Source organism: Rhodococcus sp. RS1C4, from assembly GCF_002258225.1.
GTDB lineage: Bacteria > Actinomycetota > Actinomycetes > Mycobacteriales > Mycobacteriaceae > Rhodococcoides > Rhodococcoides fascians_E.
In genome coordinates this window covers 1-19,028 of sequence record NZ_NOXZ01000047.1, presented here as the reverse complement: position 1 = coordinate 19,028, position 19,028 = coordinate 1, and the positions used below count along the sequence as shown (strand labels likewise).

The following is a 19,028-nucleotide window of genomic DNA, read 5'->3' as shown; positions in this document are numbered from 1 at the left end:
CAACGTCCGGAAGACTTCGATAAGTTCCCGCGCTCCACCCTCTGATACCCGCCTGACCAGGCTCTATCCCTTACTCGTCCTGAGAAGTTGCTGAGAAGCTTCTCTCGGTCGGAACTTGCCCCGACACGGCCCGAAAGCCTCGGGGCCTGATCAGGCCGTGACGAAAGAGATCGACCACCAAAGCCGTGGCTGCAGGCGTCAGGTCCTCCGGTTCCGCGTCGTGCGCGATCGCGAGCAGTTCGACCAACTCGGCCAGCGGCAATCCGCCCGGTGACATTCCAGCGAGCAGGGCAGCGCCCAGGTCGTCGATCTCGTGTTGCCAGTTGGGTCCGTTGCCGCGGTGCACGCGGGTCACCACCGGCGACCACCCCTCGTCTCCGGGCAGCGACACCTTCTCCAGTGCCGTCGCCGGATCCAGCTCGAAGACGGCAGTCTGGACGTCGTTCTCGCGTAGCCACGTCAATCGAGCGAAGTAGTCGATCGCCTCGTCGCCCAGCGGATCGTCGAACGCGTGCCGCAGGTCCTCGGCGAGAACATCGGTGGGAAGGTCGGTTCGGCGTAGATAGACGAACCCGAACCCGATGCCCGTCACGTCGGCCGATTCGAAGTGATCGAGCCACGCCTCGGCCTGGACCGCTCCGGCTCCGTCTCGCGGATCGACGCCGCCGTCCTTCATCCACGTCCCCACGTACAGAGCCGGATCGGCGACGTCACGTTGGAGGATCCACGCGTCGACGCCGTGCTCGGGCAACCAGGACGCCACCCGCCGTCGCCAGTCCTCGCCGTCGACGTGAATCCACGACGCGAGGACGGCAGCCGTGCCTCCGATGACGAGATGCGTCGGGGCCTGCTCGATCATGAGCCGGCTCGCGCCGTCCAGGTCGATCCCCGAGTCCCGATAGCTGTGGCTGACCGTGCCGAGCCCGACGACGAACGGCGGATTGGCGACGATTCGATCGAAGACACGTCCCTTCACCGGTTCGAACCACGACCCGCGAAGAAGCTCGACATCCATGTCGTTGAGAGCGAACGTGGCCGCGGCCAACAACATCGACCTTTCGCTGATATCGGTCCCGGTCACCGAGTCCGCATAGTGTGCCGCGTGGACGGCCTGCACCCCGCAGCCTGTTCCGACATCCAGAACCGACGGGACCGGTGTCGTCGGAGTCCCGCGCAACAGGGACAGAGACGCCTGGCCGACTCCGAGGACGTGGTCGGGTGCAGTCGGGGCGTCTCGCATGCTGCCGTCGAGATCGGACACGACCCAGCGGGTGCCCGATCCGGTGTCGAGCGGCCTGATGTCCACGGCAGCCCGAACCAGACCCGGGCCGCTGCGCCCGACGATCCCCGCCGCGACAGCGTCGTCCAGCGGCAGTGGTGCCAGTGCCGCCGACGCATCCGCCTCGGGAACGTCGTCGACGAGAAGAAACAGACGAATGAGCACGCCCAGATCCCCGAGCGCACGGGACGCCCGCCGAACCGGAACCGGCTCACTGCGACCGAGTGCGGAGTGAGCGTCGACGCCGAGGGCGTCGAGCAGGGCATCAGCGGAGTACCCGACCCGCAGGAATGCGTCGCGCAGCGGTGGGCAGGCCGAGAGCAGCGGTGCAGTCACATCGCTCAGTCTCTCAGGACGGAGCGAGCGTTCAGTCCTCGCCTGCCTCGATCACGTGGTGCGCGCGCGCCTCGATCGCGGGGTCCTCCTGTCGGCGGCCGTCGTAGCGACTCACCTCGTCCTTCGTGCGAGGCGGTCGATCGTTGGCGATCAACACCGCCATCCACGGAAGCGGGATGGATACACCGACGATCGCCATGGCAATCCACGGGTTGGCCCAGATGCTGTAGGAAACGGCGGCGAGCACCAGCGCGGGGATCCGAAACGACATGATGAACATGTACTTCTTCACGCGAGCACGATGCTGTTCTTCCACCGACGTTCGTGCTTCGGTGATCAGTGCGGGGTGACGGGCCGAGCCGCTGTCCGCCGGGTCGGAGAACCCGGATGTTCGCGTCATACCTCCACTGTGTCACTACGTTGCTCGGATTGCACTGAACGGTAGGTGGTCGTGGCTCGCTCCGGTGCGGAATAATCGGGGCATGAGCACTCAGACCAAGGAACGTCCCGATATCGCGCCGGACGAGACCACCGACGACGACCGGCCCAAATTCTTCCACTACGTCAAGAAGAACAAGATCGCCGAGAGCGCGGTCATGGGTACCCACGTGGTCGCGCTGTGCGGCGAGGTGTTTCCCGTCACCAAGTCGGCCAAGCCTGGTTCGCCGGTGTGCCCCGACTGCAAGAAGGTCTACGACGGCTTGAAGAAGGGCGACTGATCCGACCTTTCCGACCCACCGTTCTGCTGTGCAGACGGATGGGTCGGGCCGGTCTCGGGCGAGTCCGCGTGCGGCTCGGGTTCTGCTTGGGAGAACCCGGCCCGCTTGGGTCGTGACCGGTCGCCGGTCAGGCGGATGGGACCGGTGGCGAGACGCCAGGCGACGGCGGACACTGCCCCCGACTCCTCGTAAGCGGCCTGTGCGGCGAGCCACTCCCTCATCTGCTCGATCCTGGTGGCGCGCGCCGGAAAGAACTCCTGGATGGTCGCGTTGAATTCGGCGCCGAGCACCACGGCGAAGCCGAGAAAGAACGTGAAGAGCAGGAATGCGATCGGGGTCGCCAGCGCGCCGTAGGTGTAGCCCGTCCCGGTGACCCAGGTGAGATAGAACCGCAGCACGGCGCTCGCGATCATGAAGAAGACACCGGCCAGCAACGCGCCGCCCAGAAGTCGATGCCAGGGCAGAGACGTGTGCAACGCGACCTTGTACAGCGTGGTCAGCCCGGCGATCAACAGCAGGCCGACTGCCGGGTAGTAGAGGATGTCGATCAGTTCGCTACCGATCTCGAACCACGAATCGGGTAGCAACGCTTGAACGTACGTCGGCCCCAGTGCAACGAGCGGAAGCACGAACACCGCGACGATCAGGAAGGCGACGTACAGCAGGAGCGCGAAGATGCGCTGCCACACCGGATTGCGGGCGTCCTGCTGACCGTGGGCCTCGACGATGGAATCGACGAACGTCGAGATGGCCGACGACCCCGCCCACAGCGACAGAACGAAACCGCCCGAGACGATCTCGCCCCGACCTTGCTGCAGAATGTCCTGCACGGTCGGTTCGATGATGCCGTCGACGACGCTGTCGCTGAACAGCGTGCTGCTGAACGTGATGATCTTGGACTCGATGATCTCGATGGTGTTCGGACCGAACCATCCCGCGACGAATCCGAGACTTCCCAGGACGCCGAGCAGCAGGGGCGGCAGAGACAGGGTCTGCCAGAAGGCCGCGGTCGCGGACTTGCTGAATATCGAGTCGTCCCATGCCTTGCTCAGTGTGCGCAAGGTCACCACCCACACCAGCCGCACGGGGTGGCGTGCCGACAACTGCTCGGTCGGCGAGGGGGAAGCCGTCGATTCGCTCATGGTCACTCCAGCATTCCTGACGCCGGGCACGAGCGCTCGTTCCACCCCGCCCGCAGCCCTTCGGCGTGTCGTACGACTCCCTCTAGCTCGGCGATGAGGAATCGGTCGGTGCCGAGAGTTAGGCTCCACGGCGGACACTGCAAGGCGAGGCGAGAGCGCGAGGACATTCATCGATGCCAGGAATCGGCGGCCAGTGAGCGCTGACATGACCGACACGACAGACCCGATCGACGCCTCGACGGCACCCGCAGCAGGTGGTGCGCCGCTGCGCGCGTGGCAGAGGCGTGCTCTGACGAAATATCTGGTGTCCTCTCCGAAGGACTTCTTGGCGGTCGCGACGCCCGGTGCAGGTAAGACGACGTTCGCGCTGCGTGTGGCATCGGAGTTGCTCGCTCACCGGACGGTCGATCAGGTGACCGTCGTCGCACCGACGGAGCATCTGAAACATCAGTGGGCCGAATCCGCGGCACGAGTCGGCATCGCGCTGGACTCGCGGTTCTCCAACTCGACCGGTCAGACGTCGAGCGATTACCACGGTGTCGTCGTCACGTACGCGCAGATCGCGTCGCACCCGTTCAGGCACCGGGTCCGCACGGAGAGTCGTAAGACGCTCGTCATCCTCGACGAGATTCACCACGGCGGCGATGCGAAGAGTTGGGGTGAGGGCATTCGGGAGGCGTTCGGTGACGCCACTCGTCGCCTCGCGCTGACCGGAACTCCGTTCCGCAGCGACGACAGCCCCATCCCGTTCGTGAACTACGAGCCGGATCAGGACGGTCTGATGCGCTCGCGCGCGGACCATGCGTACGGCTACTCGGACGCGCTCGCCGACGGCGTCGTGCGGCCCGTGGTGTTTCTGGCGTACTCGGGCGAGGCGCGGTGGCGCGACAGCGCGGGCGAGGAGTACACAGCCCGTCTGGGCGAGCCTCTGAACGCCGAGCAGACCGCTCGTGCGTGGCGTACCGCGTTGGATCCTCAGGGTGACTGGATGCCTGCGGTCCTGCTGGCGGCCAACACTCGTCTCGGCCAGTTGCGCGCCGGTGGCATGCCCGACGCGGGCGGCCTGGTGATCGCGACGGATCAGACGGTCGCTCGCGCGTACGCGAAGTTGATCGAGGTCATCACCGGCGAAACTCCGTGCATCGTGCTGTCCGACGACCCGACTTCTTCCGCTCGGATCGCGGAATTCGGCAAGAGCGATCAGAAGTGGATGGTTGCGGTGCGGATGGTGTCCGAGGGCGTGGACGTTCCGCGTCTTGCCGTCGGGGTGTACGCCACCAGCGCGTCCACGCCGCTGTACTTCGCACAGGCCATCGGTCGATTCGTGCGATCCAGGCGGCCGGGGGAGACGGCCAGCGTCTTCCTCCCCTCGGTGCCTGTTCTCCTCGATCTGGCGAGCCAGCTCGAGGCGCAACGTGACCACATCCTGGGCAAGCCGCACCGCGAGAAGGACGGTCTCGACGACGACCTCCTGGCGGACGCGAACAAGCAGAAGGACGAGCTCGGCGAGGAAGAGAAGGCCTACACGTCACTCGGCGCCGACGCCGAGCTGGACCAGGTCATCTACGACGGATCCTCGTTCGGGACGGCGACGTTCTCCGGCAGCGACGAGGAAGCCGACTACCTCGGGCTTCCCGGATTGCTCGACGCCAAGCAGATGCGAGATCTGCTGCGGCAGCGGCAGCAGGAACAGATGGAGAAGCCGGCGGCTCCGGTTCCGGCGGTCCCACCGCCGGTCGTGTCGGACCGTGTGTCGACGGCGGGGCAGCTGGCCGCGCTGCGGCGCGAACTCAACTCTCTGGTTGCGGTGTACCACCACCGCACCGGGAAGCCGCACGGCGTCATTCACGGCGATCTACGACGTGTGTGTGGTGGCCCTCCGACGGCCATGGCCACGGCGGATCAGTTGAGCGAGCGGATAGCCCAGTTGCGCAAGATGTGACGGGACCGGTGAACCTGCGACCTGGACAGAGAAGAACGGGTGGCCGCTGATGCGGCCACCCGTTCTCGGTGTCGATGTTGTTGTCGGCAGGTTTACCGGCCCTACACCGTGGAGCCCGATTCGGTCATCACCGTTGCGTTCACTTCACGCAGACGGTCTTCGTGCTCCTTGGCGTGGTGACCGCAGAAGAGAAGCTCTCCTCCGGTCGCGAGCACAACACGTGCGCGAGCCCCTGCACCGCACCGGTCGCACCGGTCGGCAGCTGTCAACTGTGGGCTGGTCAATGTTCCGGGCATGACTCCTCCGTACTGGCGTTCGGTGTCACCCGATTGCCTGGGGCCGGTCCGCCGCGTCGGTATGGCGCGGTCCGTACACTCTTTCAGACGATTGGCAGTCACGTGTTGTTCCCGCGCGCGTTTCTTTGTGTTGTCACTAACACGAAACACGAGGAAACCTGCTGGCCGTGCGTGTGCAGCCTCGGACTGTTCGCTCACAGCTGATTTCGGTACCCCGCAGAACGGCCGCGCCTGGAACAATCGTCGATCGTGAGTGACACCTCGGAAACCTTGCTGCACATCTGCACTCTGGCGGACTGGCTGTCGGTTCGAGAGTCGCCGGGGATCGAGCCGGAGTCGCTGTCGGCCGTCGGTTTCGTGCACCTGTCGACGCCCGCACAGGTGCACTTGCCGGCGAACCGACTGTTCGCCGGCCGAGACGATCTGATTCTGCTCGTTCTCGATCCGGCACGACTGGGGTCACCGGTGCGCTGGGAGCCGGGCGTCCCGGGTGACCCGGACGCCATGGTCTTTCCTCACCTGTACGGGCCGCTGCCCACGTCGGCCGTGACCTCCGTCGTCGAATACCTGCCGGGCGACGACGGCACCTTCATACCGCCGCACCTGTAGATCTACCGGACCAGGGAATCACTGCGCCGTTCACCGTGGCCGTGACCGGGCGAGGATTGCAGCCTGCACGCGCGAGGTGACTCCCAGCTTGGTGAGCACTCTCGACACGTGCGTCTTGACCGTGGTCTCCCCGATGAAGAGCTCACGGGCGATCGCCGCATTGGACATGCCGTCGCCGAGGCACCGCAGCACATCGTGTTCGCGCTCGGTCAGCTCGGTCAACCCAGGAGGTCCGACCTTCGGAACATCGCGGCCGCCCGCTGCGAACGCGTCGATCACCGTCCGAGTGACTTCGGGCGCCAGCACACCGTCGCCGGCGTGAACGGCAGCGATGGCGTCGAGCAACGCGTCGGCGGACACCGATTTCAGAACGAAGCCCGACGCGCCCGCCTCCAGAGCACGGAACACGTAGTCGTCGATGTCGAACGTCGTGAGGACGAGAACACGGGCCAGATCGTTTCCGACGACGGCGGCGGTTGCCTCGATCCCGTCGATGCCCGGCATTCGAATATCCATCAGCACGACATCCGGCGTGTGCGCCCGCGCCTGGTCGATGGCGTCCTGTCCGTCGACTGCTTCGCCGACCACCGTGTATCCGGGCGCGGAGCCCACGATCATCGCCAGGCCCGAGCGAATTGCGGCATGGTCGTCGGCTATCAGTACTCGGATCACGGTGTCGACACCCCGGGCGTGGTCGACAGGGGCAGAACGGCTTCGACGACCCACCTACCGCCGTTCGAGCCGGCACGGAGGTCACCGCCGAGAAGTTCGGCCCGCTGTGTCATGTTGGTCAGCCCCGCTCCAGTGTGTCCGGTCGTGTGCGTCGATGCTTCGGCCGTGGACGGTAGCGCGTTGACGACTTCGATTCGGAGTCTGCCGTGGTCGCACCGGAGGTCGAGCTCGGCCGGTTGGCCCGGCGAATGAACCACCGCGTTCGTCAACGCTTCCTGCACGATTCGAAACGCGGCGTGATCGACCGCCGCCGGAACGGACAGTGATGATGGTGCGCCCGGTGCGAAGTCACCGCTGACGGTGACCTCGGTACCACTGGCACCTGCGGAGGCGACGAGCCTCCCCAACTCGGCAATCCGTCCGGGGGAGCGGGTCTCGTCCACGCCTTCACCCCCGTTTCGCAGCAGTCCGATCATCGCTCGCATCTCGGTCAACGCATCGGTGCTGTTGGACCGGATGGACGACACGACGTCCGCAACACTGTGGTCCGCGACACCGTGGCTAGAGCCGGTGGAGACCACGGGCGAGTCGGCACAGCCTCGAGCTGCGACGACGCGCAGGGCTGCCTCGGACTGGATCGCGATAGCCGACAGATGCCCCGCGACGACGTCGTGCAGATCACGGGCCATCCGCGAGCGTTCCGCGTCGATCGCCGCGCGCCTGTCCAACTCCGCGATGACGGTCATGGCCTCGGCTCGCTCGCGTTCACTGTGCGCGATCTCCTTGTGCTGGCGGATGTTCAACGCCCACCCGAGCGGCGTGCCGAGGAACACCGCAGCGCCGCCCAGGGCGATGACGACCTCACGCCAGTCCGTCGTGAGGACGAGAACGACGGTGCACACCACCACGGTCAGAAGCACGGACAAGCGGACGATCCACACCGCCTGGCGTCTGCTGCCGTAGAGCGCGACGCAGTACACGAGGTCGGTCATGATCAGCCAGATCGGCAGCGACGCTCCCACGAGCAGATCCAGCGTGAACGGAAGCGTGGCCGTGCCGAGCGCGAGAACGGGTGCACGCCCCCTCCAGAGCGTGCACACACACAGCAAGGCGAGGATGCCGACCCTGACCCACAGCGGTGGAGGGTTCTCGACCGGAAGGAAGCTGAAGATGTTCGCCCAATACAGGACGATACCCACCGACAGGTACGCCGCCACGACGAGCACGTCTTTGCTCGTCGCCGATAGTTCCGACCAGCGAAGCATCACACCATCACAGCACACTCACCGCGCATCCACGTCCGACGAAGGGATGACCTTCGGTCGCCGGAACAAAGACGAAGCCGCCGTTCCCGAACGGGGAACGGCGGCTTCGTGGAAGGCGAACTGTCAGTCGAGGTAGTCGCGGAGAACCTGCGACCGCGACGGATGACGAAGCTTCGACATCGTCTTCGACTCGATCTGCCGGATACGTTCACGAGTGACGCCGTAGACCTGACCGATTTCGTCGAGCGTGCGGGGCTGTCCGTCCGTCAGGCCGAAACGAAGCCGAACGACACCGGCCTCGCGCTCGGACAGGGTCTCGAGGACGGACTGCAGCTGGTCCTGAAGAAGGGTGAACGACACCGCGTCGACGGCCACAACGGCCTCGGAGTCCTCGATGAAATCACCGAGTTGGCTGTCACCCTCGTCGCCGATCGTCTGATCGAGCGAAATGGGTTCACGCGCGTACTGCTGGATCTCCAGCACCTTCTCCGGCGTGATGTCCATTTCCTTGGCGAGCTCCTCGGGAGTGGGCTCGCGGCCCAGGTCCTGAAGCAGCTCACGCTGGATACGGCCGAGCTTGTTGATGACTTCCACCATGTGCACCGGAATACGGATGGTGCGTGCCTGGTCGGCCATGGCGCGCGTGATGGCCTGACGGATCCACCACGTCGCGTAGGTGGAGAACTTGTAGCCCTTGGTGTAGTCGAACTTCTCGACGGCACGGATCAAGCCCAGGTTTCCCTCCTGGATCAGATCCAGGAACGCCATTCCCCGACCGGTGTAGCGCTTCGCGAGCGATACCACGAGGCGAAGGTTGGCTTCGAGCAAATGGTTCTTGGCGCGGTTACCGTCCCGGCAGATCCACGTGAAATCGCGACGTGCCGCAACGGGGAGCTTCTCGCCCTTCTCGGCGAACTCGCGCATCTTCTCGGTGGCGAACAAGCCTGCCTCGATGCGTTTGGCGAGCTCGACCTCCTCCTCGGCGTTGAGGAGCGCGACCTTACCGATCTGCTTGAGGTAGGCGCGAACGGAGTCGGCCGACGCCGTCAGCTCCGCATCCTTTCGTGCCTGGCGAAGAGCCTCGGACTCCTCCTCGTCCCAGACGAAGTCGCCGGACGCCTTGTCCTCGGCGGTCGGCTCGGAAGTGGCGTCGTCGTCGGCGTCGTCTCCGGCTGCCACGACCTCGACCACATCGTTGGCGGCCGCAGCGATGTCGCCGTCGGAGATGTCGATGTCATCGATGCCGGGAGCGTCGTCGTCCCCGTCGGCGACCGGTGCTGCGTCGCCTGCCTTCTTGGCTGCGGCCTTCTTCGCCGGAGCCTTCTTGGCGGCCGCGCGCTTCGCGGGAGCCTTCTTCGCCGCAGCTTTCTTGGCCGGAGCCTTGGTTGCCGGCGCTGCCGGTGCCGCTTCTGCAGGGGCAGCGGTCGCGGAAGCGACGGCGGCCTCTCTGACGGTGCCGTTCGGTGCCTCCGCAGCAGGTGCAGGGTTCGCAGACTCTGTTGCTGAATCTACGGTCTGACGGATATCGGTGGCTGCCACGTACGCCCTTTCGTGACGGTGTCGTGCGGCGTCACGCCAGAGTGGTTTCCGGCGGAGAGGTCTTGTCGATTGTGCCGGCGTGCAGACCGGCATCAACCATTGTAACGACCCGTCGGGAGTTTGTTACCGAGCCAGTGCCGTATCGGCTGCTGTGTCGGCCGCGAGAGCTGCACCGACGATTCCCGCGGTGTTCAACAAAGTGGCCGCCACCACGGGCGTTCTGTTGGTCAGGTGCGGAATCCACTTCTCGCTCTTGCGGCTGATTCCGCCTCCGGCGATGAACAGATCCGGCCACAGCAGCGCTTCGAACGTCGCGAGAACCTTCGAGACCTCCTTGGCCCACTCCTTGTACGACAGGTCCTTGTTCTCCTTCACGGACGATGCCGCTCGGTGCTCGGCTTCCTTGCCGTCGACCTCGAGGTGACCGAACTCGGTGTTCGGCAGAAGTACCCCGTTGTGCAGAACTGCGGAGCCGATGCCCGTGCCGAACGTCAGCAGAATCACCACGCCGTTCTTGTCCTTGCCTGCGCCGTATCGGTCCTCGGCGACACCCGCGGCATCCGCGTCGTTCAGCACGACCACATTGCTGTGCCCCAACGCCGATGCGAACAGCGACTTCGCGTCGGTATCGATCCACGACTTGTCGATGTTGGCTGCGGAACGTGCAATTCCTCCGGTCACGACGGCAGGCAGCGTGACGCCCACGGGCCCGGTCCACTCGAAGTGACCGGCGATCCGGGCAACCACCTCCGCCACTGCCTCCGGCGTCGACGGTTGCGGCGTTTCGATCTTGTACCGATCGCCGACCAATTCACCGGTGACCAGATCGACGATTCCGCCCTTGATGCCACTGCCGCCGACGTCGACGCCGAAACCCTGCCGCTGCCGCGCGTCCGTCGGCGTGATGACGGATCCGGGTTGGATCACCGGATCGGTCTGTGTGTGCGGGCCTGACTGAGTCATGTGGAGTTCACTCCTGATCATCGGGGCATCTACTCGTGCACGTGCGGTGAAAAGCGTAGCCAAGCTGCGTACATCGACACTAGTGCCGCGACGGTGATTCGGCGGGTGTGACGCAGTCCGCACCGGCGACCGAGTGGTGCGATTCCCGCACACTGTGATCCGATGGAGAGCGTGCCGACTGCATCCGATGACGCCTTCCATCCGACCTCGACGTCCGCTGCGCCCACCCCTCGGGTGCCCGACTCACGCGTATCGGAGGCGGATCTGACTGCACTGTCGACGGTGGCACGTGACGTGGCTCGCGCAGCGGCGGCGCATGTTCGGACTCGGCGACCGCAGGTGTTCGGGCCGGGTGCACCCGCGGAGACGTCCGATTCCGGACACTCCGTCCACACGAAGAGCACTCCCACCGACCCGGTCACCGTCGTCGACACCGAGACGGAACAGCTTCTGCGGTCTCTGCTCGCCGAGTTGCGGCCGGACGACACCATTCTCGGCGAGGAAGGCGGTGGCCAGTCCGAATCGGTCGCTGGAGTTCGATGGGTGCTCGATCCCATCGACGGCACCGTCAACTTCCTCTACGGCCTCCCCGCATACTCGGTGTCGGTCGCCGTCCAGATCGACGGTGTGAGCGTCGTGGGGGTCGTCGTGGACGTCGCCCGTGACGTTCTCTACAGCGCATCACGGGGACACGGCGCCACGGCGGAGTACTCGGACGGCTCGGTGGAACAGCTCACGTGCAACCCCACCTCGGACGTCGCACTGGCGCTCGTCGCAACAGGTTTCGGCTACGGCGCGGCCAGGCGACGGGTGCAGGGCGCGATCATTGCGGAACTACTCCCGCGTGTCCGCGACATTCGCCGCGTCGGTTCGGCTGCACTGGATCTGTGCATGGTTGCCTCCGGCGCCGTGGATGCTCATTTCGAACACGGTCTGAGCCCATGGGACTGGGCCGCAGGATCGCTCATCGCCGAAGAGGCGGGCGCGACGGTGATCGCGCCGAGTCCGACGTCGACATCACTCGACGGCGCAGTGACCGTCGCCGTCGCACCGGGAATCGCACGAGAATTCGTGGCTGCACTCGGCGACGTGGGTGCGTTGGACGCGATCTCCGGCGCCGACGACGCCTGATCTGCGACGGACCGAGCGGCGAAAGACGCTGCGGCAGTCGAGATCCGCTCGGTCGGCGGACGCCGAGCGGATCCGGCTCAGCAGCGCGCGGTGCGCGCTGCTTCGAGCAGGCTGATGTCCAGCGGTGCAGGCGTCGAGCCCGGCGTCACGCCGGCCAGCGACTGCAGGACCGACTCGGCGTCGCCGTTGGGCTGCAGATTCTTGAAGTACGTTCCGAGCGCGAGATCGACGGTGTCGTCGGCGCGTGAATCCTGAATCAGTTCCGCGCAGGGGGCTGCGAGCCACACGGCACTGGCCGCTGCTCTACCGTTCTCGCCGAACCGAATCTGGCCCTGGCACTGCATGTTCTGATCGACGTACACGGGATCGTTGCCGACCTGTACGTCCGGTGCACTCGCGAACCCGTACTCGCTCAAGTCGGCGGCGACGGTCGCGGCCTGTCCGCGCTCGCCGTTCGCGTTGAACACTCGGACCTTGGTGGCGGACAGGGCTGCGGGCTCGGTGTCCAGAAGCGTCTCGCGATCGATTCGCTCGCCCAGTGCCACCGGGACTGTTCCGTCGTCGGCAGGGGCCGTCGACGGTTCGTTGCACTCGACGGTGGTCGCGACGGTCTCACCGGAGGTGAACACGCGGATCCACGTGAACACGCCGAGTAGTGCCAGTACGGCGAGCACCGCGACGATCGGCAGTGCTCGGCGTCGCCGGAAGGGCCGCGCACGATCGTCGAACGATGAGCCCTCGGTGATCAGTGAAACCACGGTGTCGATGCGCCTTTCGTTCGCGAGGATCGAACGCGCGGGCACACGAGGGTTCGGACCCGTGCTTGCGCGCGCCAGCCCACTGTAGTGCTCACCCGAGGAAATGGTCCCTCGCAGGCATGGAATGCCCGGCGTGTCCGAGGTGTTCAAGGGGTTTGTCAGGTGATTGTGGAGGAAGACGGTGAGGCGGTTTCGTCGATGTCGTTCGCTTCGGCTATTGTCTGGCGGCCCCGGTGCTGAGAAATCCGAGCAGTCACCGTGGTGGACGGCAGCGCTGTGTCGATGTCTCGATCGTGTTTCAACCTGGGACGTTCGGGCATTACCCGGGTAGTTTCTCGGGCACCTTGCATCGAGGTCGTCCGTTGTAGAGCAGTACCAGCGGTGTTCGGCCTGCATGTCCGGGCGAGCAGCACCCACAAATGAAGAGAACAGCCGCAGAGAATCAGACACGGTGGAGGCGGCTCGGGAGCAGGCCGAAGGCAACGATCGGCACGTGTCCACCCGCACAACACGCACGAGGACGAGGGGTAACAGAAGACAATGGCAACCGACTACGACGCACCGAGAAGAACAGAATCCGACGATGTGTCGGAGGATTCGCTCGAGGAGCTGAAGGCACGCCGCAACGAGGCGCAGTCCGCGGTGGTCGACGTGGACGAGTCGGACACGGCGGAGTCGTTCGAACTCCCGGGTGCCGACCTGTCCGGCGAAGAGCTGTCGGTCCGGGTGGTTCCGAAGCAGGCCGACGAGTTCACCTGTTCGAGCTGCTTCCTGGTCCACCACCGGAGCAGGCTTGCGAGCGACGCCAACGGCGTTCTCGTCTGCCGTGACTGCGCAGCGTGATTTCGGACGACAGGAATCGAACGACCTAGCTGAACCACGCCGACCGACGAGGTCACATAAATCAGGTGGTGCAGACGATGCGGCCGAGAGCGCTCAGGCGTGATCTCCGGGGGTGGGCCGCGTCAGAGCCGATACCAGCGCGTCGGGGCGTGAGGTACTGACCAACCAATAAGGTGTGGGATCGTCCGGATCATCGAGAACGACGAGAACCATCTGTTTGACCCAAGTGCGGTGTTGAACGAAGGCGAGAGGATCCAACTGCCTTCCCAGTGCCGCACTTTTTGCTGTCGCGGGCACGACAGCCGCGCGTGCGATCACGTCCAGCGGTAGGTGTGCCTTTCCGACGCGGAGCTCGCCGTCTCCTGCTGCGTCCCTCTCGACCTCGACCCGCATGCGGCTGAGCCAGATCAGAGCCCAGATCGGAAACGGTAGGACCAGGACGTACGGGAGCCAGGCCCTGAGACCCGGGGCGCCCATGTGCACCTCGGCAGCCAGCAGGACCCCGACGGCCACGGCAACCGGCCACCACCACAGCGGCACCCACAGTTTCTCGGAGTGCACCACGCGCCGACCGTCTCCGCGGTCGGGCGAAGCGTCGGGATGCAGGTCGCGGCGTGAGTTCTGTGACACGTACTCCAGAGTAGCTGGCGCCCGTACGGCGAGCGGTCGGTGCTCCGCTCGGGAAAGTTCCGCCGGAAGACGTACGAGGCCGAGTTCGGTCCGGGGTCGGCGCGTAGTCTCAGTGCACGTGAGTGACGATTTCAGCAGTGACGGCACGTTCGGTGCCGCGATGTCGGCGGATGCGCCCCTCGGGTCGGTCCGAGTGGTCCGTCTGGACAAAGAGTTACCCCTTCCGGTTCGCGCGCACGCAGGCGATGCGGGGGTCGACCTGCACATCACCGCAGACACCTCGATCGCGCCGGGGGAGCGTGTGGTCGTCGGCACCGGTATCGCGGTCGCACTCCCGTTCGGCACAGTCGGTCTCGTTCATCCCCGTTCGGGTTTGGCTGCGCGGTCGGGGCTGTCCATCGTCAACGCGCCGGGCACCATCGATGCCGGTTATCGAGGCGAGATCAAGGTCTGCCTGGTGAACCTGGATCCGCGCGAGGCGATCGACCTGGTCCGCGGTGATCGCATCGCCCAGTTGTTGGTGCAGCGCGTCGAACTCGTCACCTTCGCCGAGGTCGAGTCTCTCGACGAGACCAGTAGAGGTGACGGAGGCTACGGGTCGAGTGGTGGTCATTCCAGTCTGACGACCTCCGCGCCGACGGCAGACACATCGAGTCGAGAGGGAGTGAGCTGATCATGTTCGGACGTCGCAAGAAGGACGCAGACGCGGCGGGTGCCCCCAACGAGAACACCCGGGCCGACGACGCAGCGAGCGGCGCGGGCGGTCGAGATGCCGACGAGGCACTCGATCCACAGGATCGTGCCGCCGATCAGGGTCCGTTCGACCTCGAGGAACTCGACGAGGACCGCGAGACCCTTGCGGCGACTCGGTTGGACCTCGGTTCGGTTCTGCTGCCACTTCCGGCCGGCGGTCAACTTCAGGTGGAGATGACGCAGGCCGGTGCGCCGCAGGCCGTCCACGTGGTAACCCAGTACGGCCGCATCACCATCGCGGCGTACGCCGCCCCCAAGTCGCCGGGACAATGGCGCGAGGTCGCCGCGGACCTCGCAGGTTCGCTGCGAGGAGATCAGTCGGTGGTCTCCGTCGAGACCGGCCCCTGGGGACGGGAACTACACGGCGTCACCGCGAACGCGGACCTGCGTTTCATCGGCATCGACGGGTACCGGTGGATGGTTCGTTGCGTTCTTGCAGGCCCGTCGGGCGCTGTCGGTGCCGATTCGCCGCTCGTGGCGATCGCTCGCGACGTGCTGTCGCAGACGGTCGTCGACCGAGGCAGCGATCCCCATCCGGTTCGCACACCCCTCCCGGTAGTTCTCCCTCAGGCTCTGCTGGCGCAGTTGGCGGCCGCTCAACAGCAACAACAGGCCGCCGCACAGCAAGCAGGGACACAGCAAGCAGGGGCACAGCAAGCAGGGGCACAGCAAGCAGGGGGCCGAGTGGCGCCGCAGGCCGAGCCGCCGAACCCTGTCGGACCCACGGAAGGTCCCCGGCGTGGTACCTCCGGATCGGCGATGCAGCAGTTGGGTTGACGGAACGGTCGGTGGAGCGGCTCACACGCCGAGGGCCGACAGCCCCTCCACCGCCCGTCGACCGAGAACGGACGGATCCGCACCGATCTCGGTCAGCGTGACCGTCGCCAGCGACGATCGGGCGATGGCGCCGTGCCAGGCGATCGCCACGTCGTGTGGATGAACTGGATCGTCGACGGCCGCCACGATGGACGTTCTGATCGTCGATCGGGCGAGTTCGGACAGGTCCGGCGCCGTGTAGACAGCCGCTTCGTCGAGCGCCGACGGCAGATCCGGCCACTGCGAGGTCCACGACCGGCGCAGTGTCGAAGCGAGCCACGCGGGAGACGTGGCCGCCATGGCGTCGATGACAGCGCCGAGTCCGTCGTTCCGCAGCGCTGTCGCGGTGTACACCGCGCTGAGGGCGGCGGGCGCACCCTGCGCCGAACCGAGCCACGGAGGTAGCGCCGCCAGGATCCCGAAGACGTGCTCGGGATTGCGCAGAGCCCACGACGCCGCCACCGCAGCACCGATCGACACACCGCCGACGATGATGCGGCCGTACTGCAGGGCGGCCTCGTCGAGAGCGGCTTCGTACGACTCGACGACCCGGGTCGGGTCCGGTTCGATGGCGGTGCTGCGCGTCCCGGCGAGGGCGAGCGCGTCTGCGAACGCCTCGGCAGCGAATGCTGCGTCGGAACCGGTGCCGGGCAGGACGACGGCGTGCGCGGGCCAGGTATCCATGAATCGGAATTGTCCACGTCCGTCCGACATTGTCGACTCCCGAGGGGGCCGCGCGAGTCGTGAGCCCGAACGCAGCGCCGCGCGCTTGGACTTAATCGGCGCGCCGGGGTTACAGTGGCCAGGAGCCACGCCGCATGACGTGGCACAACTTCGTAGATGCTTTCAGGAGCGCACCATGGCACCCGCTGCCGCAGGGTATTTCCGCAAACTCACCCGGAAATTGACCGAGGACGTCGACAGCCTCGACGCACAGGAGATGGCGGAGTCGTCGGAAGCGTCCGGCGCTCAGCGCGCGTGTGATTGTTCCCGCGGTGACGAAGTCACCATGCTCGGACGTCTGCGCAGTGTGGAGGCCTGCTCCAAGGCCGCGAACGCCAACATCGAGGCGGAGTTCTTCGACGGAACCGACCCGGTGACGCTCGTATGGATCGGTCGTCGGAAGATCCCGGGCATCGAGCCGGGCAAGACCGTGCTGATCCGCGGCAGGGTAGGGGTTCGCGACGGCCGAAAGATCGTCTACAACCCGTACTACGAACTGCGCGACGACTCCTGACGCCCTTGCCGCCGTGCGCAGCGGACGGTGTGGCACCCTCGACATCGTGACCGAGAGCGACAGGCCAGAAGCCGAGGAACGCAAGCAGACCATCCTGGAACAGATGGGTGGGCTCAGTGGCCTGGTGGCGTCGACGCTGCCCGTCATCGCCTTCGTCCCGGCCAACAGCTTCTTCGATCTGACGGTGGCCATCTGGACCGCGCTGGGCGTTGCGCTCGCCGTCATGGTGTGGCGACTGGCCACCAAGGCGCCGGTTCAACCCGCGATCTCCGGATTCTTCGGGGTCGGTATCTGCGCGTTCATCGCGTACCGAACCGGAGATGCCAAGGGCTACTTCCTGTTCGGCATCTACACTTCACTTGCCTACGCCGGTGCATTCGTGCTGTCGATGATCGTCCGGTGGCCGCTCGTCGGCGTCGTCTGGGGGTATCTGAACGGCAAGGGCACCGCGTGGCGTCGCAGCAGTCGCGCCGTGGTCTCCTACGACATCGCGACGTTCGCCTGGGCGGTGGTGTTCGGCGCGCGGTACCTCGTGCAGTCGCAGCTCTACGACGCCGACCAGACGGGGTGGCTCGCAGCCGCCCGTATCGGCATGGGCTGGCCGCTGACAGGCGTCGCGCTGTTGGTGACGTTCTGGGCCGTGCGCCGGGCCGACAGGGCGCTCGACGACGAGTCCGCCGAGCACCGAGAGATCAAGTAGCTCAGCGGTAGTGGCGCGTCATCCCAACTTGGACAGGCCCACGGCGACACGCAACTCGTCCTCGACTTCCTTGGACGCGACGAACAACAATTCGTCGCCTCCCTCCAGCGGGTCGTCCTGCTGCGGAACGATGACTCGGCCTCCGCGCAGAATGGTCACCAGTGCGGCGTCGCGGGGCAGCGAGAGCTTGCGCACCGGCTTACCGGCGAGCGCCGTGTTCTCCGGAAGCGTGACCTCCACCAGGTTCGCCTGACCTTTTCGGAACGTCATCAGGTGAACAAGATCGCCCACCGACACCGCTTCCTCGACCAGCGACGCCAGCATTCGCGGGGTGGACACCGCGACGTCCACGCCCCACGATGCGTCGAACAGCCATTCGTTACGAGGATCGTTGACCCGCGCGACAACACGGTTGACGCCGAACTCCGTCTTCGCCAGCAGGCTCAGGACGAGGTTTGCCTTGTCGTCGCCCGTGGCCGCGATGACGACGTCGTACTGCTCGAGACGTGAGGCCTCGAGCAGCGCCAGTTCGCAGGCGTCGGCGAGAACCCATTCCGCCTCGGGAATCGCGTCGCGGTCGAGGTGATCGAGTTTGCGTTCGAGGAGCATGACGCTGTGCTCACCGCGAATGAGTTCGCGAGCAATGGATCTGCCGACAGCTCCGGCGCCGGCGATGGCAACTCTCATGGTGTCCTCAGTATCGGTGTCGTGTCGAGGGCGAATGTGGGGTGAGGCGTCAGTCGTCGGACGGTGGGGGATTGGACGCGAGCGCAATGGCTTCGGCGACCGTTCCGGACACCGCGGCCACGTAGATCTCGTCGTCGGACTGGATGACGGTCTTCTTGTCCGGTAGCAGTCCGGTGCCGAACCGAATGATGAACGCAGCCCGCGACCTCGTCGACTCCTCGAGGACGGATACTTTTCTCCCGATCCACCCCTCGTGGAAATCGAGCAGCACGACGGCGACGTTGCCCGACGGGTCACGCCATTTCGTCGTCGGATCGTCCCGCAGGAGGTTGTGCAGGAAACGGTCGGTCGCCCACGGGACGGTGGCCACCGTCGGAATCCCGAGCCGCTCGTACACCGCGGCGCGTTTGGCGTCGTAGATCCGTGCGACGACCCGCTCGACACCGAATGTCTCACGGGCCACGCGCGCGGAGATGATGTTCGAGTTGTCGCCGGACGACACTGCGGCGAACGCCTCGGCCCTCTCGATGCCTGCCTTCGTCAGAACGTCGCGGTCGAAGCCCATTCCGATGACTCGATGGCCGTCGAACGCGGGATCGAGTCTGAGAAACGCCGTCTCGTCACGGTCGATGACGGCCACCTCGTGGCCGATTCTCTGCAGAGCACCGGCCAGCGACGCGCCCACCCGCCCGCATCCCATCACCACTACGT

At 65.8% G+C, this 19,028-nt stretch carries 22 protein-coding genes; 9 read left to right on the top strand and 13 right to left on the bottom strand.

Features of this window, described 5'->3' with window-relative positions:
- Positions 1 to 70: 70 nt before the first annotated feature.
- Together CH289_RS23655 and CH289_RS23650 are read right to left on the bottom strand one after the other, a co-directional pair.
- Complete coding sequence (locus CH289_RS23655; protein WP_037142424.1) at positions 71 to 1,615, bottom strand: N5-glutamine methyltransferase family protein; 1,545 nt, start codon at positions 1,613 to 1,615, stop codon at positions 71 to 73.
- A 31-nt stretch (positions 1,616 to 1,646) separates the two neighbouring features.
- Positions 1,647 to 2,015 carry a DUF3099 domain-containing protein gene (locus CH289_RS23650; RefSeq protein WP_019664065.1) on the bottom strand — a complete coding sequence of 123 codons (369 nt, stop codon included), beginning with the start codon at positions 2,013 to 2,015 and terminating at the stop codon, positions 1,647 to 1,649.
- An 82-nt stretch (positions 2,016 to 2,097) separates the two neighbouring features.
- On the opposite strand from CH289_RS23650, the gene CH289_RS23645 reads away from it, so the two are divergent.
- Entirely contained in the window at positions 2,098 to 2,334 is a 237-nt protein-coding gene (locus tag CH289_RS23645; protein WP_019664064.1) for a DUF3039 domain-containing protein, read from the top strand.
- Here the strand turns inward: CH289_RS23645 and CH289_RS23640 are convergent.
- The gene (locus tag CH289_RS23640; RefSeq protein ID WP_462052418.1) at positions 2,307 to 3,476 is read right to left on the bottom strand and encodes a YihY/virulence factor BrkB family protein; all 1,170 of its coding nucleotides are present in this window, start codon (positions 3,474 to 3,476) and stop codon (positions 2,307 to 2,309) included. The two genes, CH289_RS23645 and CH289_RS23640, sit on opposite strands and share 28 nt — an antisense overlap.
- Positions 3,477 to 3,681: 205 nt before the next feature.
- On the opposite strand from CH289_RS23640, the gene CH289_RS23635 reads away from it, so the two are divergent.
- Complete coding sequence (locus CH289_RS23635) at positions 3,682 to 5,418, top strand: DEAD/DEAH box helicase (RefSeq protein WP_020110188.1); 1,737 nt, start codon at positions 3,682 to 3,684, stop codon at positions 5,416 to 5,418.
- Between the two features lie 101 nt (positions 5,419 to 5,519).
- Here CH289_RS23635 and CH289_RS23630 read toward each other — a convergent pair whose 3' ends face one another.
- Positions 5,520 to 5,714 (bottom strand): DUF7455 domain-containing protein, encoded by a 195-nt coding sequence (locus tag CH289_RS23630; RefSeq protein WP_019664061.1) that lies wholly within the window; start codon positions 5,712 to 5,714, stop codon positions 5,520 to 5,522.
- 249 nt (positions 5,715 to 5,963) lie between these two features.
- Here CH289_RS23630 and CH289_RS23625 point away from each other — a divergent pair, with 249 nt between their 5' ends.
- A complete protein-coding gene (locus CH289_RS23625) occupies positions 5,964 to 6,323 on the top strand; it encodes a DUF952 domain-containing protein (RefSeq protein WP_094728707.1) in 360 nt (119 codons plus the stop codon).
- 30 nt (positions 6,324 to 6,353) lie between these two features.
- On the opposite strand, the gene CH289_RS23620 is transcribed toward CH289_RS23625, so the two are convergent.
- The 4 genes from CH289_RS23620 to ppgK all read right to left on the bottom strand — a co-directional run bounded on the left by CH289_RS23620 (position 6,354) and on the right by ppgK (position 10,762).
- Positions 6,354 to 6,995 (bottom strand): response regulator, encoded by a 642-nt coding sequence (locus CH289_RS23620; RefSeq protein ID WP_020110187.1) that lies wholly within the window; start codon positions 6,993 to 6,995, stop codon positions 6,354 to 6,356.
- Complete coding sequence (locus tag CH289_RS23615; protein WP_020110186.1) at positions 6,992 to 8,260, bottom strand: sensor histidine kinase; 1,269 nt, start codon at positions 8,258 to 8,260, stop codon at positions 6,992 to 6,994. The genes CH289_RS23620 and CH289_RS23615 overlap by 4 nt, the downstream gene beginning before the upstream one ends.
- Before the next feature lie 123 nt (positions 8,261 to 8,383).
- Positions 8,384 to 9,799: an RNA polymerase sigma factor gene (locus CH289_RS23610; protein WP_019664057.1), complete on the bottom strand. Its 1,416-nt coding sequence runs from the start codon at positions 9,797 to 9,799 to the stop codon at positions 8,384 to 8,386.
- A 123-nt stretch (positions 9,800 to 9,922) separates the two neighbouring features.
- A complete protein-coding gene (gene ppgK / locus CH289_RS23605; protein ID WP_020110185.1) occupies positions 9,923 to 10,762 on the bottom strand; it encodes a polyphosphate--glucose phosphotransferase in 840 nt (279 codons plus the stop codon).
- A 234-nt stretch (positions 10,763 to 10,996) separates the two neighbouring features.
- Here ppgK and CH289_RS23595 point away from each other — a divergent pair, with 234 nt between their 5' ends.
- Positions 10,997 to 11,893, top strand: coding sequence for an inositol monophosphatase family protein (locus CH289_RS23595; RefSeq protein ID WP_020110184.1), 897 nt, complete (start codon positions 10,997 to 10,999; stop codon positions 11,891 to 11,893).
- 77 nt (positions 11,894 to 11,970) lie between these two features.
- Here the strand turns inward: CH289_RS23595 and cei are convergent, their stop codons facing one another.
- Positions 11,971 to 12,651, bottom strand: a complete 681-nt coding sequence (gene cei / locus CH289_RS23590) for an envelope integrity protein Cei (protein ID WP_094728737.1) — start codon at positions 12,649 to 12,651, stop codon at positions 11,971 to 11,973.
- Positions 12,652 to 13,191: 540 nt separating this feature from the next.
- On the opposite strand from cei, the gene CH289_RS23585 reads away from it, so the two are divergent.
- Complete coding sequence (locus CH289_RS23585; protein WP_019664051.1) at positions 13,192 to 13,494, top strand: DUF4193 domain-containing protein; 303 nt, start codon at positions 13,192 to 13,194, stop codon at positions 13,492 to 13,494.
- Between the two features lie 93 nt (positions 13,495 to 13,587).
- Here the strand turns inward: CH289_RS23585 and CH289_RS23580 are convergent, their stop codons facing one another.
- Positions 13,588 to 14,058 carry a DUF3093 domain-containing protein gene (locus CH289_RS23580; protein WP_019664050.1) on the bottom strand — a complete coding sequence of 157 codons (471 nt, stop codon included), beginning with the start codon at positions 14,056 to 14,058 and terminating at the stop codon, positions 13,588 to 13,590.
- A 226-nt stretch (positions 14,059 to 14,284) separates the two neighbouring features.
- Between CH289_RS23580 and dut the strand changes: the two genes are divergently transcribed.
- Both dut and CH289_RS23570 read left to right on the top strand, forming a co-directional pair.
- Positions 14,285 to 14,797, top strand: coding sequence for a dUTP diphosphatase (dut, locus tag CH289_RS23575; RefSeq protein ID WP_027498542.1), 513 nt, complete (start codon positions 14,285 to 14,287; stop codon positions 14,795 to 14,797).
- Between the two features lie 2 nt (positions 14,798 to 14,799).
- Positions 14,800 to 15,654 carry a DUF3710 domain-containing protein gene (locus CH289_RS23570; protein ID WP_020110180.1) on the top strand — a complete coding sequence of 285 codons (855 nt, stop codon included), beginning with the start codon at positions 14,800 to 14,802 and terminating at the stop codon, positions 15,652 to 15,654.
- A 21-nt stretch (positions 15,655 to 15,675) separates the two neighbouring features.
- Here CH289_RS23570 and CH289_RS23565 read toward each other — a convergent pair whose 3' ends face one another.
- A complete protein-coding gene (locus CH289_RS23565; RefSeq protein WP_027498541.1) occupies positions 15,676 to 16,377 on the bottom strand; it encodes an alpha/beta hydrolase in 702 nt (233 codons plus the stop codon).
- Between the two features lie 175 nt (positions 16,378 to 16,552).
- On the opposite strand from CH289_RS23565, the gene CH289_RS23560 reads away from it, so the two are divergent.
- Both CH289_RS23560 and CH289_RS23555 read left to right on the top strand, forming a co-directional pair.
- A complete protein-coding gene (locus CH289_RS23560) occupies positions 16,553 to 16,930 on the top strand; it encodes an OB-fold nucleic acid binding domain-containing protein (protein ID WP_019664046.1) in 378 nt (125 codons plus the stop codon).
- Positions 16,931 to 17,033: 103 nt separating this feature from the next.
- Positions 17,034 to 17,630: a DUF3159 domain-containing protein gene (locus tag CH289_RS23555; RefSeq protein WP_230595733.1), complete on the top strand. Its 597-nt coding sequence runs from the start codon at positions 17,034 to 17,036 to the stop codon at positions 17,628 to 17,630.
- 18 nt (positions 17,631 to 17,648) lie between these two features.
- On the opposite strand, the gene CH289_RS23550 is transcribed toward CH289_RS23555, so the two are convergent.
- On the bottom strand, positions 17,649 to 18,317 hold the full coding sequence (locus tag CH289_RS23550; RefSeq protein ID WP_019664044.1) for a potassium channel family protein: 669 nt from the start codon (positions 18,315 to 18,317) through the stop codon (positions 17,649 to 17,651).
- Positions 18,318 to 18,366: 49 nt separating this feature from the next.
- Positions 18,367 to 19,028, bottom strand: a 662-nt coding sequence (locus CH289_RS23545; protein WP_218828471.1) for a potassium channel family protein, incomplete at its 5' end; no start/stop codon positions are given.

Excerpts from the sequence above, each read along its gene's own strand:
- dut (WP_027498542.1), top strand. The coding sequence starts at position 14,285 with ATGTCGGCGGATGCGCCCCTCGGGTCGGTCCGAGTGGTCCGTCTGGAC.
- CH289_RS23555 (WP_230595733.1), top strand. The coding sequence starts at position 17,034 with ATGGGTGGGCTCAGTGGCCTGGTGGCGTCGACGCTGCCCGTCATCGCC.
- CH289_RS23650 (WP_019664065.1), bottom strand. The coding sequence starts at position 2,015 with ATGACGCGAACATCCGGGTTCTCCGACCCGGCGGACAGCGGCTCGGCC.
- CH289_RS23570 (WP_020110180.1), top strand. The coding sequence starts at position 14,800 with ATGTTCGGACGTCGCAAGAAGGACGCAGACGCGGCGGGTGCCCCCAAC.
- CH289_RS23565 (WP_027498541.1), bottom strand. The coding sequence starts at position 16,377 with ATGGATACCTGGCCCGCGCACGCCGTCGTCCTGCCCGGCACCGGTTCC.
- CH289_RS23630 (WP_019664061.1), bottom strand. The coding sequence starts at position 5,714 with ATGCCCGGAACATTGACCAGCCCACAGTTGACAGCTGCCGACCGGTGC.
- CH289_RS23640 (WP_462052418.1), bottom strand. The coding sequence starts at position 3,476 with ATGAGCGAATCGACGGCTTCCCCCTCGCCGACCGAGCAGTTGTCGGCA.
- CH289_RS23615 (WP_020110186.1), bottom strand. The coding sequence starts at position 8,260 with ATGCTTCGCTGGTCGGAACTATCGGCGACGAGCAAAGACGTGCTCGTC.
- CH289_RS23560 (WP_019664046.1), top strand. The coding sequence starts at position 16,553 with ATGGCACCCGCTGCCGCAGGGTATTTCCGCAAACTCACCCGGAAATTG.
- ppgK (WP_020110185.1), bottom strand. The coding sequence starts at position 10,762 with ATGACTCAGTCAGGCCCGCACACACAGACCGATCCGGTGATCCAACCC.
- CH289_RS23645 (WP_019664064.1), top strand. The coding sequence starts at position 2,098 with ATGAGCACTCAGACCAAGGAACGTCCCGATATCGCGCCGGACGAGACC.
- CH289_RS23635 (WP_020110188.1), top strand. The coding sequence starts at position 3,682 with ATGACCGACACGACAGACCCGATCGACGCCTCGACGGCACCCGCAGCA.
- CH289_RS23550 (WP_019664044.1), bottom strand. The coding sequence starts at position 18,317 with ATGAGAGTTGCCATCGCCGGCGCCGGAGCTGTCGGCAGATCCATTGCT.
- CH289_RS23585 (WP_019664051.1), top strand. The coding sequence starts at position 13,192 with ATGGCAACCGACTACGACGCACCGAGAAGAACAGAATCCGACGATGTG.